The sequence below is a fragment of the Pyxidicoccus trucidator genome, assembly GCF_010894435.1.
Classification (GTDB): domain Bacteria; phylum Myxococcota; class Myxococcia; order Myxococcales; family Myxococcaceae; genus Myxococcus; species Myxococcus trucidator.
In genome coordinates this window covers 74175-94025 of sequence record NZ_JAAIXZ010000015.1, presented here as the reverse complement: position 1 = coordinate 94025, position 19851 = coordinate 74175, and the positions used below count along the sequence as shown (strand labels likewise).

At 72.9% G+C, this 19851-nt stretch carries 11 protein-coding genes; all 11 read left to right on the top strand.

Features of this window, described 5'->3' with window-relative positions; translation table 11 throughout:
• Positions 1-151 precede the first annotated feature (151 nt).
• The 11 genes from G4D85_RS34240 to G4D85_RS34190 all read left to right on the top strand — a co-directional run bounded on the left by G4D85_RS34240 (position 152) and on the right by G4D85_RS34190 (position 19850).
• Positions 152-1930 (top strand): PP2C family protein-serine/threonine phosphatase, encoded by a 1779-nt coding sequence (locus tag G4D85_RS34240; protein WP_164018289.1) that lies wholly within the window; start codon positions 152-154, stop codon positions 1928-1930.
• Positions 1931-1950: 20 nt separating this feature from the next.
• Positions 1951-4476: a tetratricopeptide repeat protein gene (locus G4D85_RS34235; RefSeq protein ID WP_164018288.1), complete on the top strand. Its 2526-nt coding sequence runs from the start codon at positions 1951-1953 to the stop codon at positions 4474-4476.
• A complete protein-coding gene (locus G4D85_RS34230; RefSeq protein WP_164018287.1) occupies positions 4473-5387 on the top strand; it encodes a PhnD/SsuA/transferrin family substrate-binding protein in 915 nt (304 codons plus the stop codon). Before G4D85_RS34235 ends, G4D85_RS34230 begins: the two co-directional genes overlap by 4 nt.
• A gap of 219 nt (positions 5388-5606) precedes the next feature.
• Entirely contained in the window at positions 5607-8204 is a 2598-nt protein-coding gene (locus tag G4D85_RS34225) for a TonB-dependent receptor plug domain-containing protein (RefSeq protein ID WP_240359655.1), read from the top strand.
• 3 nt (positions 8205-8207) lie between these two features.
• Positions 8208-9059, top strand: a complete 852-nt coding sequence (locus tag G4D85_RS34220; RefSeq protein ID WP_164018286.1) for a hypothetical protein — start codon at positions 8208-8210, stop codon at positions 9057-9059.
• 11 nt (positions 9060-9070) lie between these two features.
• Positions 9071-12298: a serine/threonine-protein kinase gene (locus G4D85_RS34215; RefSeq protein ID WP_205525833.1), complete on the top strand. Its 3228-nt coding sequence runs from the start codon at positions 9071-9073 to the stop codon at positions 12296-12298.
• Positions 12299-12371: 73 nt separating this feature from the next.
• Positions 12372-14702 carry a lantibiotic dehydratase family protein gene (locus G4D85_RS50420; RefSeq protein WP_164018284.1) on the top strand — a complete coding sequence of 777 codons (2331 nt, stop codon included), beginning with the start codon at positions 12372-12374 and terminating at the stop codon, positions 14700-14702.
• Positions 14699-16390: a hypothetical protein gene (locus tag G4D85_RS34205; protein WP_164018283.1), complete on the top strand. Its 1692-nt coding sequence runs from the start codon at positions 14699-14701 to the stop codon at positions 16388-16390. Before G4D85_RS50420 ends, G4D85_RS34205 begins: the two co-directional genes overlap by 4 nt.
• Positions 16387-18684 carry a lantibiotic dehydratase gene (locus tag G4D85_RS34200; protein ID WP_164018282.1) on the top strand — a complete coding sequence of 766 codons (2298 nt, stop codon included), beginning with the start codon at positions 16387-16389 and terminating at the stop codon, positions 18682-18684. Before G4D85_RS34205 ends, G4D85_RS34200 begins: the two co-directional genes overlap by 4 nt.
• Positions 18685-18784: 100 nt before the next feature.
• Positions 18785-19243, top strand: a complete 459-nt coding sequence (locus G4D85_RS34195) for a hypothetical protein (protein WP_164018281.1) — start codon at positions 18785-18787, stop codon at positions 19241-19243.
• Between the two features lie 196 nt (positions 19244-19439).
• A complete protein-coding gene (locus G4D85_RS34190) occupies positions 19440-19850 on the top strand; it encodes a hypothetical protein (protein WP_164018280.1) in 411 nt (136 codons plus the stop codon).
• The last annotated feature ends 1 nt before the right edge of the window (position 19851 follow it).

Below are 19851 nucleotides of genomic sequence, written 5' to 3'. Positions count from 1 at the left end.
GCCGGGCCCCGGCCTCCCCGTGGAGTCACCTCGGCCACGGGGGACACGCCAGCCGGGTAGGGCGGGGACCTCGCGAATAAGGAGAAGTGCGATAGAGTCGCCACTCCCCCGCTCCCTCGTCGCGCCCCGACGCGACCCTCTGGGTGTGCCCTTGTCCAGCACGAACACGCGTCTGAACCCCCCACCGCCGAACGATGACGCTCCGGACTCCGCGCCGCCGCCCGCCGAGCGGACGGGTACCCAGGAGCTCACCGGGAATCGCGAGTCCACCGCCACGCGACTCACGGGCCCCATGGGCCTGGGGCGGGCGGAGGCCACCAGCACCCTCATCGCCCCGCTGGAGGCCGGTGAGCTGCCCAACGTGGCGGCCATCAAGGGCCTCCGGTTGGACCAGGTCCTCCTGCTCACCACCGGTGTGCTGGTGGTGGCCATCGTCGGCCTGCTGGCGGCGCTGTCGGTCGCCTCGACGCAGTCCCAGTTCGAGGAGACGGCGCTCCGCTCCAAGGACCGCATCCAGGACCAGGCCCGCGAGCTGGGCCAGACGGTGGGGCAGACCATTGCCCTCACCTCCGCCACCAACCTGCGCGACAACAACTACGCCTTCCTCGAAGAGGTGGCGGGCTCCATCGTCAAGACCAACCCCAACATCCTCCGCGTCCAGATTTTCGACCCGGACGGGGTGCGGATGGCGGACAGCGAGAAGGGCACGGAGAAGGAGGCCGCCGGGAACAGCCCGGCGCGCGTCGCGGAGCGGCGGCTGGTGAGCGCCTTCTACCAGGGGCAGCCCATCTCCGAAATCCAGGAGCCCATCGACTACGGCTCCAGCAGCGGCAAGGGCCTGGTCGTCATCAGCTACTCGCTGGGCGGGCTCCAGAAGCAGCTGGCGGCGCTGGAAGAGGACAAGCGCGACACGGTGCGCGCCAACACGATGCGCATGCTCGGCCTGGGGCTGGGCTTCGTGGTGCTCGCGGGCGCGCTCGTCGCGTTCCAGAGCCGGCGCATCACCCGGCCCCTGGGCATGCTGACGGGCAAGGTGATGCAGCTGGCCGCCGGAGACCTGGGCGCCCGCGCGGGCACGGCCCGGGGCGCGGGCCGCGAGGTGGTGACGCTGGGCGTGGTGTTCAACCACATGGCGGAGCGCATCAAGGTCCTGCTGGACGACGTGCGCGCCAAGGCCCAGCTGGAGCGCGAGGTGTCGCTCGCCCGCACCGTGCAGGAGACGCTGCTGCCCGGCCGTGACGCCGTGCAGGTGGGGCCGGTGCGCATCGCCGGCCTCGTCGTCACCGCGGATGCGTGCGGCGGCGACTGGTGGTTCCGCGCCTCGCTGGACGCGCAGCGGGTGGTCATCGGCATCGGCGACGTGACGGGCCATGGCCTGTCCACCGCGCTGGTGGCCACCAGCGCCACCAGCGGCTTCGCGTCCGCGATGACGCTGCGCGAGCCCTCGCAGGTGAGCGCGCAGCTGCTCATCACCTCCCTCAACGTCACGCTGGCCAACGTGGGGCGCGGCGAGCACCAGATGTCCAGCGCCCTGGCCATCCTCGACGTGTCCAACGGCCACATCGACTACGCGGCAGGCGCGCACCCCAGCCCCCTGGTGTTCAACCGGAACAGCGGGCAGGTGGCCTCGCTGCCGGCGCGCGGGCCGCTGCTGGGTGCCAACGTGTCCTCGCAGTTCACCTCGCGCCAGGCGCAGCTGCGCCCCGGTGACGTGGTGGTCTGGTACACGGACGGCCTCACCGAGGCGCGCGACGCCGCGGGCAAGCTCTACGGCACCCAGCGCCTCGCCGCCGCCGTGCAGGCCAACGCCCACCTGTCCGCGGAGGCGCTGCGTGACGCGCTGCTCGCGGACGCACGCGCCTTCAGCGCCGGCCAGCCGCAGAGAGACGACATCACCGTCGTCGTGGCCGAGTTCAGCCCCGTCGCCTGATTCCCCAGGAACCGACCCGCATGCGCCGCACACCCCACACCCCACGGCGACGCCTTGCTCCGGCGCTCGCGTTGCTGGCCACCCTGGCCGGCCCCCCCGCGCTCGCGCAGTACCGTCCTCCCCCCATGTCCGAGTCGCAGCGGCTGGTGAAGGACGGTGAGGCGGCCCAGGTGGCCGCCAGCGCCGCCAGTGCCTCCGGTGACAAGAAGGAGGCCGAGGAGAAGTACCGCAAGGCCCTGGGCCTCTTCGAGCAGGCGCTCGTCGCGGAGCCGGGCTCCGTCGCCGCCGCCGCCGGCATCGGCTCCGCCGCCAACGGGCTCCAGGACTGGCAGCGCACGGTGGACCGGGTGCAGCCCGTCATGACGGCGCGCCCCGGCGAGCTGTCGCTGGCGTACCCGCTGGGCGTGGCCCTCTACAAGCTGCGCCGCTTCCCGGAGGCCGTGCCGCTGCTGGAGCAGGTGGCGGCCGCGGACGCGGCCGAGCACCTCATCGTCCACTACTACCTCGCCAGCTATTACCTCTATGCGCAGCGGGGCGACGCGGCGGTGACGCGGCTCCAGAAATACCTGGCGCTGCGCCCCGCGCCGCTGGCGGCCAACGACTTCCAGATTCACGAGCTGCTGGGCCGCGCGCACGTGCTGCGCCGGGACGTGGCCTCGGCGCGCGCGTCCTTCCAGCAGGCGCAGGCGGGGCGGCCCGAGTCGCCCGGCGTGCAGCTGGGCCTGGCCAGCGTGCTGGAGCTGGAGGGCCGGGTGGGCGAGGCGCGCACGCTGCTGGAGGGCGTCACCACGCGCTTCCCGCAGGTGGCCGAGCCGAAGGAGAAGCTGGCGCGGCTGTACCTGTCCGCGGGCGAGGTGCCTCGCGCGGAGGGCCAGGCGCAGGCGCTGGTGAAGCTGGGCAGCACGCCCGCCGCGCACCTGCTGCTGGGTGACGTGCGGCTGGCGCAGAAGAACGCGGCCGCGGCGGAGGCGGAGTACCGCCGGGTGCTGCAGCTGCAGCCGGGCCTGCTGGTGGGGCAGATGGCCGTGGGCAAGGCGCTCCAGGCGCAGGGGCGGCACGAGGAGGCCATCCAGTTCCTGGAGGCCGCGGTGCGCGCGGGCGCCAACAGCCTGGAGCTGTGGGCCAACCTCGGCTCCGTCAACCGGCGCGCGGGCCGCTTCCAGCGCGCGGTGGAGGTCCACCGGCGCGTGGTGGAGATGGCCCCCCGGCAGGCGCTGGGCTGGATGCTGCTGGGCTCGGACCACTTCGCCACCGGCCAGTGGGACCAGGCGATTGAGGACTACGCCAACGCCCTGCAGGCGGAGCCGGAGCACGCCGGGGCGAAGCAGTGGCTGGCGCGCGCGCTGGCCCACCGCGCCCGGGACAGGGCCGGGACGGGACGCCTGGAGGACTCGGTGCGGGACTTGCGCCGCGCGTACGATTTGGACCGCTCCGCGCCCATGGCCCGGCGGCTGGGCGCCGCGCTGCTGGAGACGCGCACCTTCCCCGAGGCCCGGAAGGTGATGGAGCAGGGCGCGACGCTGCCCGGCGCCACCTGGCGCGAGGGGCTGCTGCTGGGCTACGCGCGCCTGGCCACGGGCGACGCGACGGCCGCGCTGGAGGCCTTCACCCGGGCGGGCACGCAGACGGAGGAGCCGGACGCCAAGGCGGAGACCTCGGTGGGCGCCGCGCTGGCCGAGGTGGAGCTGGGGCAGGTGGACGCCGCCGTGCAGCGGCTCACCGACGTGGGGCCCTCCAAGGTCGCCGCGAGCGTGGCCGAGGCCAACCTGCCGCGCGTCCTGGTGCGCCGCGCCCTGGCGCGCCTGGAGGCCGGGGACGCCGAGGCCGCGGAGCGGGATTTGGAGGCCGTGGACCGGCTGGGCGTCAGCAAGCGCCCGGACCTGGCGAAGCTGGCCCTCTTCACCCGAGGGCTGGCGCGCGCGGAGGCAGGCAGGCACGCCGAGGCCAGCGCCGCCCTCAAGCGTGCCCTCACCCCCGCGCAGCGCTGGGCCTGGCCCAACACCCGCGCCCTGACGGACGCCTTCCTCCTTTATAAGAAGGGGCAGGTGGCAGCGGCGCGCAAGCAGCTCGCCGCCGCCGCGAAGAAGCCCATGCCCGGCCAGCCGAAGTGGGTGTCCGCGATGACGGGCGCGCTCCACCGCCGCGAGGCCGGGCTGGCGTATGCCTCCGGCAACATGCGCGTGGCGGAGAAGGCCCTCAAGGCCGCGCTCGCGCTGACCCCGGACGACGCGCTGGTGCGGCACAACCTGGCGTGCGTGGACTGGCGCAAGGGGAAGACGTCGGACGCGCTGACCACGTGGCGGCAGCTGGAGCCCACCGTGTCCGTGGCCTCCCTCAACCTCGGCATCGACGCGCAGGAGCGCCGCCGCGAGCCCGCCGAGGCCGTGGACGCCTGGCGCCGCTACCTCGCCTCCGGCACCGGCCCGCGCATGGCGCAGGTGCGCGAGTGGAAGGAGCGCCTGCAGAGCCTGCACGGCTTCGGCGAGCCCTCCGGGCCCGCTTCGAATGGCGCACCGGCCGAGGCCACCGCCGAGGAGACTCCATGATGAAGGCACACCGCTTCCTCCTCGCCGGCCTCGTGCTGGCCTGCACCCTGGCCGCCGCCCCCGCGGGCGCGGCTCCGAAGAAGGCCACCCTGGGCGTCTTCCTCGCCACCACCCTCAGCGAGGGCCAGGAGCGCTTCCAGTACGCGGAGGCGCTGGCCGCGAAGCTGGGCGAGTCCCTGGAGCGCCCCGTCGCCGCCAAGAGCTTCGGCCGCTACGAGGACTTCTCCCGCGCCGTGTCCGACGGGCTGGTGGACTTCGCGGTGGTGGACGCCTGGGCCGCCGTGCAGCTCGGCTCCCGCGCCACCCCGGTGGCCTGGGCCTCCCGCTCCGGCGAGACGCAGCAGCGCTGGGCCATTGTCTCCACCCAGAAGGGCGTCGTGAAGGACCTGGCCGGCAAGCGCCTGGCGCTGGTGAAGGGCGCCGGCCCCGCGGACCCGAAGTTCGTCACCCACGTGGTGCTCGGCGGCGACCTGGACGCGCAGCGTCATTTCAAGGTGGTGCCGGTGCCGAACGTGGAGTCCGCCCTGAAGATGCTGGAGGCCCGGGGCGCGGAGGCCGCGCTCGTCCCCCTCGCGCACGTCCCCAAGGACGTGCGCGTCCTCTTCCGCAGCGGCCGGGTGCCCGGCGCCGTGCTGGTGGACCTGCGCGGCCAGGGCGACGTGCTCGCCGGGGCGCTCGGGAGCGTGGGCGCGGTGCCCCCCTTCGACGCCTTCGCCCGCGTCCAGGGCCGTGACTTCGAGGACTTCCGCAGGCTCGTCACCCAGGGCCCGCCCCGCCGCCAGCCCGTGCTGGCGGAGGCTCCCGACGTGCGCGTGGACGCCGAGGTGCTGGTGCGCTCCGAGGAGCTGGGGCCCGCGCTGCCGTCGTTCGCCGGGGACCTCGCCGTCTCCGCCGAGCAGCCTGATGACTGAGGAAGCACCTGTGGAGCGGAGCCCCCGATAACTTCTTGAGTTTCAGGGAATGAGAGCCGCTGACTTGGAACGGCAGAATCTCTGAGGTAGTTTGCAATCTGACGGCGCGAGCGTTCAGAGGTGGAGACACGTCTGAATGGACGATGGCCCTGACGCCGGGCCGCCAACCGGGGCGTACGTACAGGACCGTGGGTGTCCCCCTCACTCACGGACGTGAGAATGATGCACTCGACTGTGTACGGTGAGCCGCGGCCTGGCTCGGTGAAGGCTTATCCGGAGCGCCGCGGTCTTCGGGCTCTCTCTCTGTCCGTCATGGTGTTCGCGCTGGCCTTCGCCGGCCTCGCGAGCACCGAAGCCCGGGCGCAGGCCGCCGCGGCGGAGACGCAGCCCAAGGTGAAGAAGAAGCGGCGAACGACGCCCAAGAGCGCCGCGCCGCCTCGCGCCGCCAAGACGCGGACCAAATCGCGCAAGGCCACGAAGCCGGCCGTCGTCAGCACGCCCGACGAGGAGATTCCGACGCTGGGCGGTGGCCCCGCCACGGATGATCCCTTCGCCACGGGCGAGCCCTCGACGCCGACCACGGCCGAGCCGCCCACGCCGCTGGCCCCTCCGGTAGGAGACCCGCTGCCCGTGGCGTCTCCGGGCTCCCCCATGACCTCGCCGGCCGCGGGGCCCTCGGTGGCGGACAGCCCGCCGCCTGCCAGCGGCACGCTGGCCGCGCCTTCCACGGTGGCGGCGCCCGCGCAGGAGCCCGAGTCCAACGTTCCCATCCGCGCGCCCTTCGCGGAGCCCACCCCGGGCGGGGCCATGCCGCCGCCCTCGGGGCTCGCGGGCCTGCCCGGCTCGGACCCGCTGGGGGGCGCGGACTCGATTGAGGAGTCCGTCAACCGCGTGCTGAGCGAGGCGGTGGTGACCACCGCGTCCAAGCGCAACCAGCGCATCTCCGACGTGCCCCTCACCGTGTCCTGGATTCCCGCCGAGGAGCTGGAGGGCACCGGCCAGTTCTCGCTGTGCGAGGCCATCCAGTACTTCCCCGGCATGGAGTGCCGCCGGGGTTCCATGCGCAAGGCGGCGGTGAGCGCGCGTGGCCTGGGCTCCAACTACCTGTCCAACCGCCTGCTGCTCCTCAAGGACGGCCGGCCGCTGACGGACCCGTGGACGGGCCAGTTCTACGCGGACGAGACGACGCCGCTCATCAACCTCAAGCAGGTGGAGGTCATCCGGGGCCCGGGCTCCTCGCTGTACGGCTCCAACGCCTTCAGCGGCGTCATCAACATCATCGAGCGCCAGCCTTCCGACCTCATCGAGAAGGGGAAGAACGTGGGCGCCGAGGCGCGCGTGCTGGCGGGCCAGGACCAGACGTGGCGCCTGCACGGCAACGTGGCCGGCCGCGGCGGTCCGGTGGAGGCGCTGCTGGGCTACTACGGCTTCGGCTCGGACGGGCCGCAGCTCTTCAATGACCCGCGCGTGGGCCGGGTGGACACCAACCAGGACTCGCTGGTGCACCAGGTCAGCGGCAAGGTGCGCGTGGGCCCCCTGGCGCTGGACGCGGACTTCACGGACGCGGAGATTGGCCGCCCGGGTGGCACGCACATCTCCACCGTGGGCAACTGCGGCCGCTGCCACTACACGCCCAACGACTCGGAGTCGGTGCAGAACCTCAACGCCTCCGCCCAGGTGGACCAGCAGGTGACGGAGAACCTGCGCCTCTTCGGTCAGGCGTACGGCCTCTTCAAGCGCCGCGACGTGCTGATGGAGAACGCCTTCGGCGGCGAGATGACGCGCGCGCTGGGCAAGCGCCGGCGGCTGGGCGGCGAGGCGCGTGCGCTCCTCTCCGTGGGCGACCTGAACGTCACCTTCGGCGGCGACGTGAAGGCCGACCAGGTGAACGTGCCCAACGTCCTGCCGGAGCTGACGGTGGACGACACGAAGCAGACCATCATCGGCGGCTTCGTGGACGCGGAGTACCGGCTCTTCAACCGGCTCGTGTTCGGCGCGGGCGCCCGCTATGACCGCTACCAGATTCCCGAGCGCGTCTGGAGCAATCGCACGGACCAGCTCTCCCCGCGCGCCAGCGTGGTGTTCCACGCGGTGCCGGAGCTGCTCACGCTGCGCACCAACTACGGCCGCGCCTTCCGCGCGCCTACCCTGGCAGAACTGGCCATCAACCAGCAGATGTACGCCGCCACGCTGGTGGGCAATGCGAACCTGGCCGCCGAGACGCTGGACACGTTCGAGGCCTCGGTGGACTTCTGGCCCTTCGACCGGCGGGTGCGCCTGACGGGCACGGGCTTCTACAACCTGGCCAAGAACTTCATCAACCAGGAGCTGGTGTTCGGCTCCGTCTCCCAGTTCAAGAACCTGGGCGACGCGCGCGTGGCGGGCTTCGAGCTGGAAGCGGCCGCGCAGATTCCGACCATCAACTCGTCCTTCGACGTGGCCTACCAGTACCTGGACGCCAAGACGCTGCCGTACAACGACGGGCCCGAGGCGGCGCTGGACTACGCGCCCGGCCACCGGCTCTACGCGCGTGGGCGCACCAACATCGGCAAGGTGGCCTTCGCGGAGCTGTACGCCCTCTTCGTGGGCCCGCGCTTCGACCCGGGCTTCACGGTGGACGAGGCGACGGGCCTGCCCACCACGCGGGTGCAGCTGCCCAGCTACGTCACCGCCAGCGCGCGCGTGGGCTTCAACGTCTACGACGGCATCTCCGTGTCCTTCCTGGGCTCCAACCTCTTCAACGCCCAATACGAGGAGTCGCACGGCTTCCCGGCTCCCCCGCAGTCCTTCTTCAGTGAAGTCAAGGTTCGTTACTAGGTCTTGAGTACCGCTCCCCACCTGGAGGCCGGGAGCCTCCTGTTGATCGCCGACGAGTCGCTTGCCCCCGCGCTGCTGGAGCAGGCGGCTCCCGTACTCACCCAGGGAGGCGTGGTCTTCCACCAGGAGCCGGCGCCCTCCGCCGCCGGCCCTCGCCGGTTGGTGCTCTTCGACGGCCGGCTGACGCCCGCGCATGCGGAGTCCCTGCGCCGCGAGCCGCCAGCGCTGCTGCTGGCCTCGCGCGGCCCGGAGGGCCGGCCCTCCGCGTGGGAGGTCCGCCTGCTGGGGGCCCTGCTGCGGGGCAGGTCCCTGCTGCCGGAGGGTGCGGCGGTGACGCGGCACCGGCTGCAGCGGGTGGCGGACATCAACACCACGGCGGACGTGGCGGCCGCGGCCGTGCGGCAGGCGGCGGGCTCTCGCGCGGCCGCCGGCCTGGTGGCGGACGTGGTGCATGAGCTGGGCGTCAACGCGCTGCTGGACGCTCCGGTGGATGCGAAGGGCCAGCAGCGCTACGCGCACCGGCGCACGGAGGTGAGCGAGGTGGCGGACGAGGACGCCTGCGAGCTCGCCTATACGGTGGAGGAGGGACGCATGTGGCTGGAAGTCGTGGACCGCTTCGGCGGTTTACGGCCGGGGCCCTTCGCCCGGGCCCTGGAGGGGTGGGGTGGACGCGTCCAGGTGGACGCCTCCGGGGGAGGCGCGGGCCTGGGGCTGCGGCGCATCCTGGAGCACAGCGACACGGTGGCGGTCCGCGTGGCCGCGGGTCGTGAGTCGAGGGTCCTGTGCGTGGTGGACCTGGGAGAGGCGCGACGCCGCGCCACCCAGCCGAAGTCTCTGTTGTTCTGTCTGCAATGAGGTCAGGGCCGGTGGATAGCCAGGGTTCCAACGCCATCATCAGCCGGCTCCGCGTGGGTACCATTACCCACGTACGGATCTCCGGCGTCATCGACGAGACCTTCCCGCTGACGTCCAGCACTCCGGAGCTCAACGGGGTGCTGGTGGTCGACCTGGGACGGGTGGAGCGCATCAGCTCCTTCGGCGTGCGCCGGTGGATTGAGTTCGCGGGCAAGCTGCCGCCCGGAGCCCTGGGGCTGTACGTCGTGCACGCGCCACCGGTGATGGTGGACCAGCTCAACATGGTGGAGGGCTTCGCCGGCGTGGCGCGGGTGCTCTCCGTCCTGGCGCCCTACACCTGCCGCACCTGCAACGAGGACCGGCTGCGGGTGGTGAACCTGCAGGACGAGGCGAAGGTCCTCGCCGAGGAGCTCGCGCCCGAGCACGCCTGCCCGGTGTGCGGCAACGCGCTGGAGTTCGCGGACCTGGCCAGCGAGTTCTTCGACTACGCGCGCCGCCAGCAGTTCGGCACGGTGGACCCGGTGGTGATGCGCTACCTGCGGGCGAGCATGCCCTCGGAGCAGCCGGAGCTGGCGCAGCACCTCAAAATCGTCCAGGACGACATCACCTACATCACCCTGGCCAGCGCGCTGAAGGGCGACCTCAACGTGCGCCGGCTGGCGTCCGGCCTGGAGGGGCGCGTCGGCTTCGACTTCAGCCACGTCAGCAAGGTGGAGCCCGAGGCGCTGCCCAAGCTGGAGCAGGTGCTGGAGACGGCGGCCCAGGGCGCGCAGGTGGTGCTGTGCCGGCTGCCGCCGCCGGTGCTGGCCGTGCTGGCGCGCTCGTCCCGGCAGCCCTCCGCGCGCATGGCCACGCTGTGGCTGCCGTGTGACTGCCGCAACTGCGGGCAGGTGAGCCACCAGCGCATCCAGGCCGCGGACTACCTGGCGCAGCTGCGGGCGCACCAGTCCAACGTGGAGCGCGCGTGCCCCATCTGCGGCGGCAGCGCGCGGGTGCCGCACATGCCGCAGCTGCAGGGGCTGCTGGCGCGCGTGCCGCTCACGGACCGGCCGCTGGATGAAATGGAGGCGCTCGAGCCGCGCGCCCTCAGCCAGTACCTCTTCGGCTCCACGAACATCGACCCCCAGGCGAAGCAGGGGGCCTCCACCGACATCTCCAACTCGCTGGGCAGCACCAAGCTCAACATCATCCGGCGGCTGGGGCAGGGCGGCATGGCGGAGGTCTTCCTCGCCAAGCAGGTCGGCGTGAAGGGCTTCGAGAAGTTCGTGGTGATGAAGAAGATCCTCCCGCAGTTCGCGGAGAACCCCGAGTTCGTCGACATGCTGTTCGCGGAGGCCCGGGCCAACGCGCGGCTGACGCACCCGAACGTCGTGCAGACGTTCGACGTGGGCGTGTCCGACGGGGTGGCGTACATCCTGATGGAGTACGTGCGCGGGCCGGACCTCAAGAAGCTGGTCAACGAGCTGCGGCGCAAGGGGCTGGCGCTCCCCATGGAGCACGCGCTGCGCATCGTCGCCGAGGTGGCGGCGGGTCTGCACTACGCACACGCCTATGTGGACCCGGCGGGCACGCCGCACCCGGTGGTGCACCGGGACGTCAGCCCGCACAACGTCCTCATCTCGCTGGACGGCGCCGTCAAGCTGAGCGACTTCGGCATCGCCAAGGTGGCGGGCGAGGAGCACACGCAGGCGGGCGTGCTGAAGGGGAAGATTTCGTACATCTCCCCGGAGGCGGCCTCCGGGCGCTCGCTGGACGCGCGCAATGACGTGTTCGCCCTGGGCGTGGTGCTCTTCGAGCTGCTCACGGGCCAGCTTCCGTTCCGCAGGGACCACGACGCGGCCACGCTCAACGCCATCGTCCGCGAGGCGGCGCCGGTTCCCTCGCAGCTCAAGCCGAACATTCCCCAGGACGTGTCGGACCTCATCCTCCGCGCGCTGGTGAAGGACCCGTCGCGGCGCACGCCGTCGGCGGCGGCGATGCGCGAGGAAATCGAAGCGGTGATGGCGCACCACCGGCTCAACTCGTCTCCGGCGGCGGTGGCCCAGTTCTTCAAGGACACGCTGGGGGACCGGCTGGTGGAGTTCGCGCCGTCGACCACCACCGGCACCGGCAGCCACCCCCGGCCCATGCCCTCGGGCACGGGCAGCGGCAACGTCAACACGGGCGACATGGTCGCCCCGGGCGACGGGCGCACGCCGGGAGCAAGGGGCAGTGGCTCGCATCCGTCCCCCACGGGCAGTGGCAGCGGTCCCCGCTCCACGGGCAGCGGCAGTGGTCCCAGGCCCATGACTCCGCCTCCCGTGAGCGTGGCGCGCCCCACGGGAAGCCAGCCGCGCGTGGGCCCCCAGGTGGTGCCTCCTCCCGCTCCGCTCCCCGAGCTGCCCGACCTGGACATGGGCGACCGCACGGAGATGGTCCCTCTGTCGCTGGGGCCGCCCCGGCCTCCCGTGGAAGCCGCGCCGGCCCGGCCCGCGACACCGGTGCGGCCGTCGCAGCCGCATCCCGCCGTGCATCAGCCGGCACGTCCCTCCGGGGCCGTTCAGGCCGTGGCCCCGACGGCTCATGCGCCGCATGCGCCGCATGCGAATGGCGCGGCCCAGCAGGGGCGTCCGCCTCCGCCTCCCCAGGTGAAGCCCGTCGTGAGCGCCGCGGTGGCTCACCCGGCCCGGCAGACGGCGCAGGTCCCCGTCGTGGCCCCGCGTCCTCCGCCCCCGCCCGTGGCCGAGGAGGCCCCGGCGAAGTCTGGCTCCTGGAAGTGGATGGTGCTGGGGGGTGGCGGGCTGCTGGTGCTGGCCGCGGTGGCCATCGTGCTGCTGAGGGAGCCGGGCTCCGGGTTCATCAACGTGGAGCAGGGCGAGCAGGTCTACGTGGGTGGCCTGCGCCTGGAGCAGGGCTCGGCCCCGCTCGCGGCCTCCCAGGGGCCGCTGCTCATCGCCACGGCGGTGAACGGCCAGCTGCGCCGGTTCGGGACGACGCAGCTGCGTGAGGACATCGACGTGCGCACGCTGGCGGACGCCAGGCACCAGCCGGGCACGCACGGGCTGCTGAGCGTGAAGGGGAGCGCCCCGGGCTGCCAGGTCCACGTGGGTGGGGCGGTGCTGCCCGGCGTGACGCCCCTGGTGAAGTCCCCCATCGAGGCGGGCCGGGAGCTGGAGGTGCTGGTCAGCTGCCCGAGCGGGGTGAGCAAGCTTTGGGTGATGGCCGTGCCTGGGCAGGAAATCGAGTTGCCGGCGCGGTAGCAGGACCGAGCAGCAGCGGTAGCGGCACACCTCGGGGCGCCGCATGCGCCCCAGCACGAAGGGTGCGGAACGCATGAAGGGCTGGACCCTCTTCCCCCACCTCGTGGTGCGCACCACGGGCTTCCCCTTCGACTGGCTGGAACGCCTGGGGTGCCCGGAGGCAGCGGCGGGAGCCCGGCGTCTCGCGTCGGAGCAGCGCGCGCTGGAGTCGCTGCGGGCGGCGGGCCCCCGGGTGAAGCGCCCGTCGCGCGCGGTGCTGGCGGCGCTCAAGGCCGGGCGCCCCGTGGACACGGAAGGGCTGGAGTCACCCGAGGTGTTCGCCGCGTGGAACGCGCGGGCCCGGGCGGCGAGCGACGCGGAGGCCGCCTTCACGGAGGCGCTGGAGCGCGAGAGCGCGGCCGTGGAGTCGGCGCTGGCGGCGCTGCGGCGCGAGCCGCGCTTCCTGGAGGCGGTGGCCAGCTCGAGTCCGCCCGTGGCGAGAGACCTGGTGGAGGGCCGCGACGGCGCCCGGCTGCGGCGGCAGGTGGCCAGCTACCTGCAGCGCCTGTGCGCGAAGAACGAGACGATGGGCTTCTTCGGCCCCATCAACTACGGCCGGGCGGACGCGGAGGCGCCCACGGGGGTGACGCTGCGCTGGTCCGGGCCGGAGGTGCTGGTGGGGCGCAACACCTTCGCGGCCTCGTGGCTGGTGCAGGGGTTGGTGCGGGCCATCGCCTTCGACCCGGACATCGCCGCCTGGCTGGTGCTGCGCCGCAAGGCCTTCGCCGAGGTGCCCGCGCGCAAGACAGCGCCCACGCCGGAGAGCGTGGAGGAGCTGCTGCCCCGGCTGGTGGAGGTCGCGGACGGGACGCGCACGCTGGCGGGGCTGGCGTCGTCGCTGGGCGTGGCACCGGGGCTGGCGCGCGAGGCGGCGCGGCTGGGCTGCGAGAAGGGGTTGCTCACGCACCAGCTCGAGGTCCCCGCCGCCGTGCACCACCCGGTGGACGACCTGGCCGAGCGCGTGGCGGGCCTGTCCTGCCTGGCGGCCCGGCGCCATGTGGAAGGGCTGAGCGCACTGCTGGAGCTGATGGGCCGGTACGGCGCGGCGGACGCGGCGGGGAAGATGGCGCTGCAAGCGGCCTTCGCGGAGCGCGCGCGGACGCAGTGGGGCGTGGTGCCTCCGTCCGAGCGCGGCCCGGCCTCCGAGTCGCACAACTTCTACCAGGACCGGCTCCCGCTCCGGGAGGAGTGTGGCGGGGACCTGCGCGTGGAGGTCGGCGGCGAGCGGGCCCACGAGCTGGCGACGCGGCTGGAGCCCGCCCTGGCGTGGATGGGCGAGGCGGCCCGGCGCACGCGCGAGGCGGCGAGGGCCGCCGTCGCCGGGCTGGTGGGGGCGCGCACGGTGCCCTTCTGGAAGGTCGCGGCCGCGTACTCGGACCGGCCGGTGCCCTCGGACACGTCGGTGACGGACGTGCTCGCGGCGGCCATCACCGACGCCTCCGCGCGCCACGTGGAGCTGGGGAGCGTGGCGCCGCCGTCACCGGTGGAGGATGCGCGGGCGCTGCCGCTTGTCACCTCGGTGGACCTGCTGGTCGGCGCGCGCGACGCGGAGGCGTGGAGCCGGGGCGAGTACGAGCTGGTGATGGGCGACGTGCACGACACCGCGCTGGTGTGGGGCTGGGCGCTCCAGTTCCACGAGGCGCGGGGGCGGGTGGAGAGCGCCATGGTGCGGGCGCTGGGGACGCTGAGCCGGCCGGTGCCGCTGGTGACGGTGCTCGCGTCCCGGCGCACGGGCCTGCTGCCCTCGGAGTTCCCGGGCCCCGTGGTGGAGCTGGGCGGGGTGAGCGCGCGGGCCTCGGCCTGGAAGCTGCCGATGGACGACCTGTTCGTGGAGAGCGACGGGAAGACCGCGCGGCTGTTGTCGAAGCGGCTGGGCTCGGAGGTGTGCCTCTACAACGGTGAGCTGGAGAGCCTGGTCCACACCGCCTTCGCGCTGCCGCGCATCCGCCCGCTGCGCGTGTCGCTGGGGGCCCATACCCCACGGCTGACGCTGGGCGGCGTGGTGGTGCAGCGCGAGCAGTGGCGGCTGGGCGCCGAGGAGCGGGAAGCGCTGCTTGCCTGCCGCGACGACCGCGCGAGGCTGCGTGCGGCCGTGGGCGTGTGGGAGGCCCGGGGGATGCCCGACTGCGTCTTCGCGAAGTTCAAGGACGAGCGGAAGCCCGTGCTGGTGGACGTGCGCAGCCCGCCGCTGCTGCGCGTCTTCCTCAACCTGCTGGAGCAGAAGGAGGAGGTCCTCCTCTCGGAGATGCGGCCGGCGCCGGACCAGCTGTGGCTGCAGGGGCCGGGAGGCCGGCACACCGTGGAGCTGCGCTGCACGCTGCTGTGGGGCGCGCCACCTCCGTCCGCCGAGGAGGGGCGGGGATGAAGCTGTTGGTCCTGCCACCCCACCGCGACGTGACGCTCGTGCCGGAAGCCCCCGAGGGGTGGCACGTCGTGGACGTGGCCCGGGACTTCTGTCGCCGCGTCGTCTCCGATGGGGCGATGGCGGACGCCGTCGATGCGCGGGTGACAGCGCCAGCGACGCCTCAGTCCATGAGGGAGCTGCTCCTGCTGCGTGCGGCCGGGGCGCTCTCGGGGCGTGGCGACCTCCACGGCCCCACCCGGCTCCGGGCCCTGGGCGCGGTGCTCACGGCCCTCTCCGGTCCTCCGAGCGGCGTACGGCTGCGGCTCGATGACCTGGAGCTGGAAGCGGGCACCACCGAGCGGAGCTCGGACGTGCTGCGCACGGCGGGACAGCCCGCGCCCTACGCGGAGGACCTGGCCCGGGCCGCCGAACGCTTCACGAAGGCGGAGCGCGTGCGCCTCTGGCTGGAGCGGGACCAGCAGCTCCCCTCGGCGGCCTGGCTCGCCCGGGCCTGTCCGCCGGAAGTGCCACTCGAAGTCACGGGGCCCTTCGCGGTGGCGCACAAGAAGGTGCTGGCGCGGCTGCCCATGTTCCAGCGGGCGGAGTTCCTCGATGCCGTCCCGCCCCTGCGCTGGCGCGTGGCTCCACTGGCCGGTGAGTCGGGGCCGGAGTCACTCGTCTGGATTCCCGAGGCGCTGGACCTGTGGGTCTCCACGCCGCCCCCCGACGATGAGCGCGGCTGGGCGACGCTGGGGGAGGTGCCCGAGCCCGTGGACGTGAGGGCGCTGACGACGGGGCAGGTGCTCGGGGTCTGCACTCCGGAGCAGGTGCGCGTCTTCACGGGCGGAGCCCCCTGGGGTGGCCACGTGGGGCTCCTCTCGCTCGCGCACGCGGACGCGCTGGTGGAGAGCGGCTGTCGCGTGGCGGTGGTCGGCTTCTGCGCGGTGCGCGAGGACGGCGTGCAGGAGCCCTCTGGCCACTGGCGGCGGCGGGCGGAGCTGGCGCGCGGAGCCGAGCGCCTGCGCGCCGCGGGCGTGCGCATTGTCGCGGAGTGGTGGGTGGGAGCGCCGGGCGTGGACGCGGCGGCACTGGAGCTGACGCTGGCGGCGCTCGAGGCGGAGCCGTTGTTCGACCACGTGGCGGGGGTGCGTCCCTTCCACTGGCCGCTGGCACGGAGCGAGGCCGCCCGTGGGTTCTGCTGGAGCCCCGTCCAGGTGCGCGCCCCGGCCGAAGACAGGGACCTCGCCCGGAGTACACCATTTGACGCGCCAGCCACGCTCTCGGGCTTCCAGCTCCAGGAGACGCTCACGGCGCTCTCTACCCGGCTGATGCAGCGCGTCCCCCTGAACCCGGGCCGCGTCGCCGCCGCCTGCCTGCGAGGGCCCACGGCCCCGCTGCCCACGGGCGCGTCCCAGCAGGTGGATGAGCGCAGCGCCGCCCCGGACAATCCGCCCATCCGCCTCGACGACGACTGCGCGCTGGTCCACCTGCCGGCGTCCCTCGACGGGGCGGCGAAGTCCTCATGGTACGCGGCGAACCTGCGCACGGGCACGGTGCTGGCGATGGATGCGCGACTGGCGCCGAAGCTGTCCGGCCTGGACCGGCCCGCGCTACCGGCGGAAGTGTTGGGCGCCGTCCCCGAGGCGCAGCGGCGGAAGCTGGTGGACACGCTGGTGGGGAAGTCCGTCCTGACGAGGGTGCACGGATGAGTGAGACCTGGACGCTGGGCGAGCTGTTCGTGCTGCGCCACGCGGGCTTCCCGTTCGACTGGCTGGAGTCGCTCGGGCTGTCGGCGGAGCTGCTGGCGGAGACCACCGGACTCCTGGCGGACGAGGAGGCGCTGCTGACGGAGGTGCGGGCCCACGGGGGTGACGCCGACGTGCGGGCCCTCCAGGAGGCGCTCGCCCAGGGACGCGAGCCCTCGCTGAAGCCTCGCCAGGGCGCTCCGGTCCGGGACGCGCTGGCCCGCTACCGTGCGCGCCGCGAGTCGCTCCAGGCCCGCTACGCCGAGGAGCGCACGGCCCTGCGGCGGCAGCTGCGCGAGCGGGCGGCGGCCCCGGCCATCCAGGAGGCGGTGTTCCTCTCCAGCCCGGCCATGTACGACAACGTCTGGGCGCGCTACGTGCGGGGCGGTGAGCGCCCGGATACCTCCGACGCGCGCCGGGTGGAGCGGCAGGTCTACACGTACCTGCAGCGCTTCTGCGCGAAGAACGAGACGACGAGCTTCTTCGGCCCCATCTCCTACGGCGAGCGCACGGCAGACGACGGCTACGACGTGCGCACGGTGCCCAGCGGCAACACGCGCCGACGCACGTTCTTCTCCTTCTGGGCGGTGACAGAGCTGTCGCGCGCGGTGTGGCGCGAGCGCACGCTGCGCCCGCACCTGCCCTTGCGCCTCAACCCGCTCTTCACCGTGACGCCGGGCCGGGCCGCGTGCGCGCCGCTGAAGCTGGACGTGCCCCTGTCCCCCGAGGCGGAGCAGCTCCTCTCCGTGCTGCGGGCCACCCCCACGCCCGCGGAGGCGGCGCGGGTGCTTGGCATCCCCACGGAGGACGTGGAGCGGCGCGCGCTGCCGCTGGTGAAGTCGGCGCTGCTGCTGTGGGGCCTGCCCTTCCGGGCGAACGACTTCGGCACCTTCGAGAGCGTGCGGGACTCGGTGGCGGCCCTGCCGGAGTCCGACGCGCGGGCGCGCTGGCTGGAGCGGCTGGACACGCTCGCGCGCCTGCGCGCCGACTTCGAGGCGGCGGACCTGGACACCCGCCGCGAACTGCTGCCGCGCCTGGAGGCGTCCTTCACCGAGGCCACCGGCAAGCCCGCGCGTCGCGGCGAGGGGCAGGTGTATGCGGACCGGCTCATCCTCTACGAGGAGGCCAGCTCCCCGTTCCGCCTGCGCTTCGGCGCGCGCTTCACCCAGTCGCTGGAGTCGGCGCTCACCGGCGCACTGGAGCTGTCGGCGGCGTACGGAGACACGGTGCAGCGCGGCTTCCGCGAGCAGGTGCGCGACGCGCTGGGCCCGGACGCAACGCCGATGGACCTGCTGGACTACGCGGTGCGGCTGCGCCCGGACACCGTGTCGGGGAGCCGCTTCTCGCCCGTGCCGCCCGTGCTGCTGGAGGACGACGCCGCGCGCGCCCGGACGCTGCCCGTGGACTTCCTGGGCACGTCCACGCCCGGAGGCCGGTACGCGCTGCCGGACGTGTGCCTCGCGGCGAAGCCGGACGGCGGTGGTTTCGAGGTGATGCTGGCGCGTGTCCACCACCACCTGCTGCTGTGGAGCTGGCTCGGCGCCTTCCAGCCGGAGCGCGAGCGTTACGCGTCCGTGGCCTCCCGGTGGCTGGACGCGGACCCCGCCGCGCGAGGCCTGGTGGGGCTGGCCATCCGCCGCCGCAACAAGGGCTTCTACGTCTTCCCGGGACGGCGGCTGGTGTACTCGGTGTCGGACGTGCTGGACGTGGAGGAGGGGGCACTCACTCCGGGCGATGTGAAGGTGCGCCCCACGCCCCAGGGGCCGGTGCTGGTGGACGGGAAGGGCGAGCGGCTGAGCCTGTACATGCCGCTGGACGACTTCTCGTCCTACCCGCCCTTCGCGGCGCTGGCCCATCCCCAGGTGCTGCACGCGCCGCTGCGCACGAAGGGCCGCCACCTGCCCCGGCTGAGCGTGGGCGGCGCGGTGTACCAGCGCGAGCGGTGGGAGCTGTCCTCGGAGCGGCTGTCCCGGCCCACCGGCTTCGAGCTGTTCCTCGCCGTGCAGCGCGAGCGGCGGGCGGGCGGCTGGCCCCGCTTCGTGTTCATGCGCAGCTCGAAGGAGCGCAAGCCCTACCTCATCGACACGGCGAGCCCCTTCGCGCTGGACCTGCTCTCCCACCTCGCCCGGGAGGCGGAGCGGCTCTCGGTGGAGGAGATGTATCCGGCGCCGGAGCAGCTCTGGCTGAAGGACGCGCGAGGCCGCTACACCTGCGAGCTGCGCATGCAGTTCACCCGGTGGACCGCCGGAGCCCTTTGACATCCGGGGTGTCTCACCGGCCAGAATGGCTCCATGCTCGGACCTGGCGGGGCTTTCCGCCCCCGCCGGGTTGACGGGCCCCCATTTTCTGGAGAGCGCCATGGCCGGAGAGAACCAGGTCGTCCCTGAACCGAAGAAGCTGAAGAGGCCGGTGGAAGAGGTGCGCGCGGAGCTGCTGGCCGACAAGGACGTCAAGGAGCAGGCCCAGCTGCTGAAGGTCGACGTCGAGACGTACGTGGAGAAGATCCTCGACTACGCCCTCAACCCCGAGAAGCCGCCCCAGCTCGTCATCACCCCGGACGAGGAGCTGAAGGCGAGGGACCCCAACATCCCCACCGTCGAGGAGCTGCAGACGCACCTGCAGAAGATCGTCGACGGGGAGATCATGATCAGCCGCGCGCAGCAGCGGGATGGCTTCAACGCGGAGGACGCGGACGCACGCTACAAGGCCGCGCTCGCCTCCGATGCCGTCCAGAAGGGTGCGCCCGAGGCCCGCAAGGGACTGTCCCCCACCGCGGTGCAGGTGGACCCCAAGAAGACGCCCTCCGACAAGAAATGATCCGCGCTCCGGGTGCGGGAGGATTTCACCGGCTTTTTCCATGTCGCCGCTTGCCAAGCACCCGGATTCCCTTGGGTTTCTCCCGGGCAGTCAGTTTTTTCGGGTAACACGGAACAAATAAGCCGAGCCTCCGACAATTCGTACATCAGGCTCACTTGAGGGTCGCACCGCGGCCCCTACTAAAAAGGATTTGACCATGGGCGGCTTTACCAAGGTTCTCGGCAAGGTGATGGACGTCGTCAAGCCGTTCGTCTCGATGGTCAACCCGCTGCTCGGCGCGGCCATGGGCTTCGCCAGCGGCCTGATGCAGGGCAAGAACCCGCTGCAGTCCCTGCTCGGCGCGGCCGGCGACCTCATCCCCGGCGGCATGGGTGGCGCTCTCGGAAATGTCCTGGGCAAGTTTGGCGGCTCGGGGCTGATGGAGGGCATGGGCGGCAACAGCCTGCTGAGCGGCGCGCTCAACCTGGCCACGGGCAAGAGCAAGGTCACCGACATCGCCAAGGACCTGCTCAAGGCCACCCAGAAGAAGGAAGAGATGACGGATCAGAGCCGTCAGAACACCATGGAGCTGATGGCCCAGCGCATGGGGTCGATGCTGCTTCAGTAAC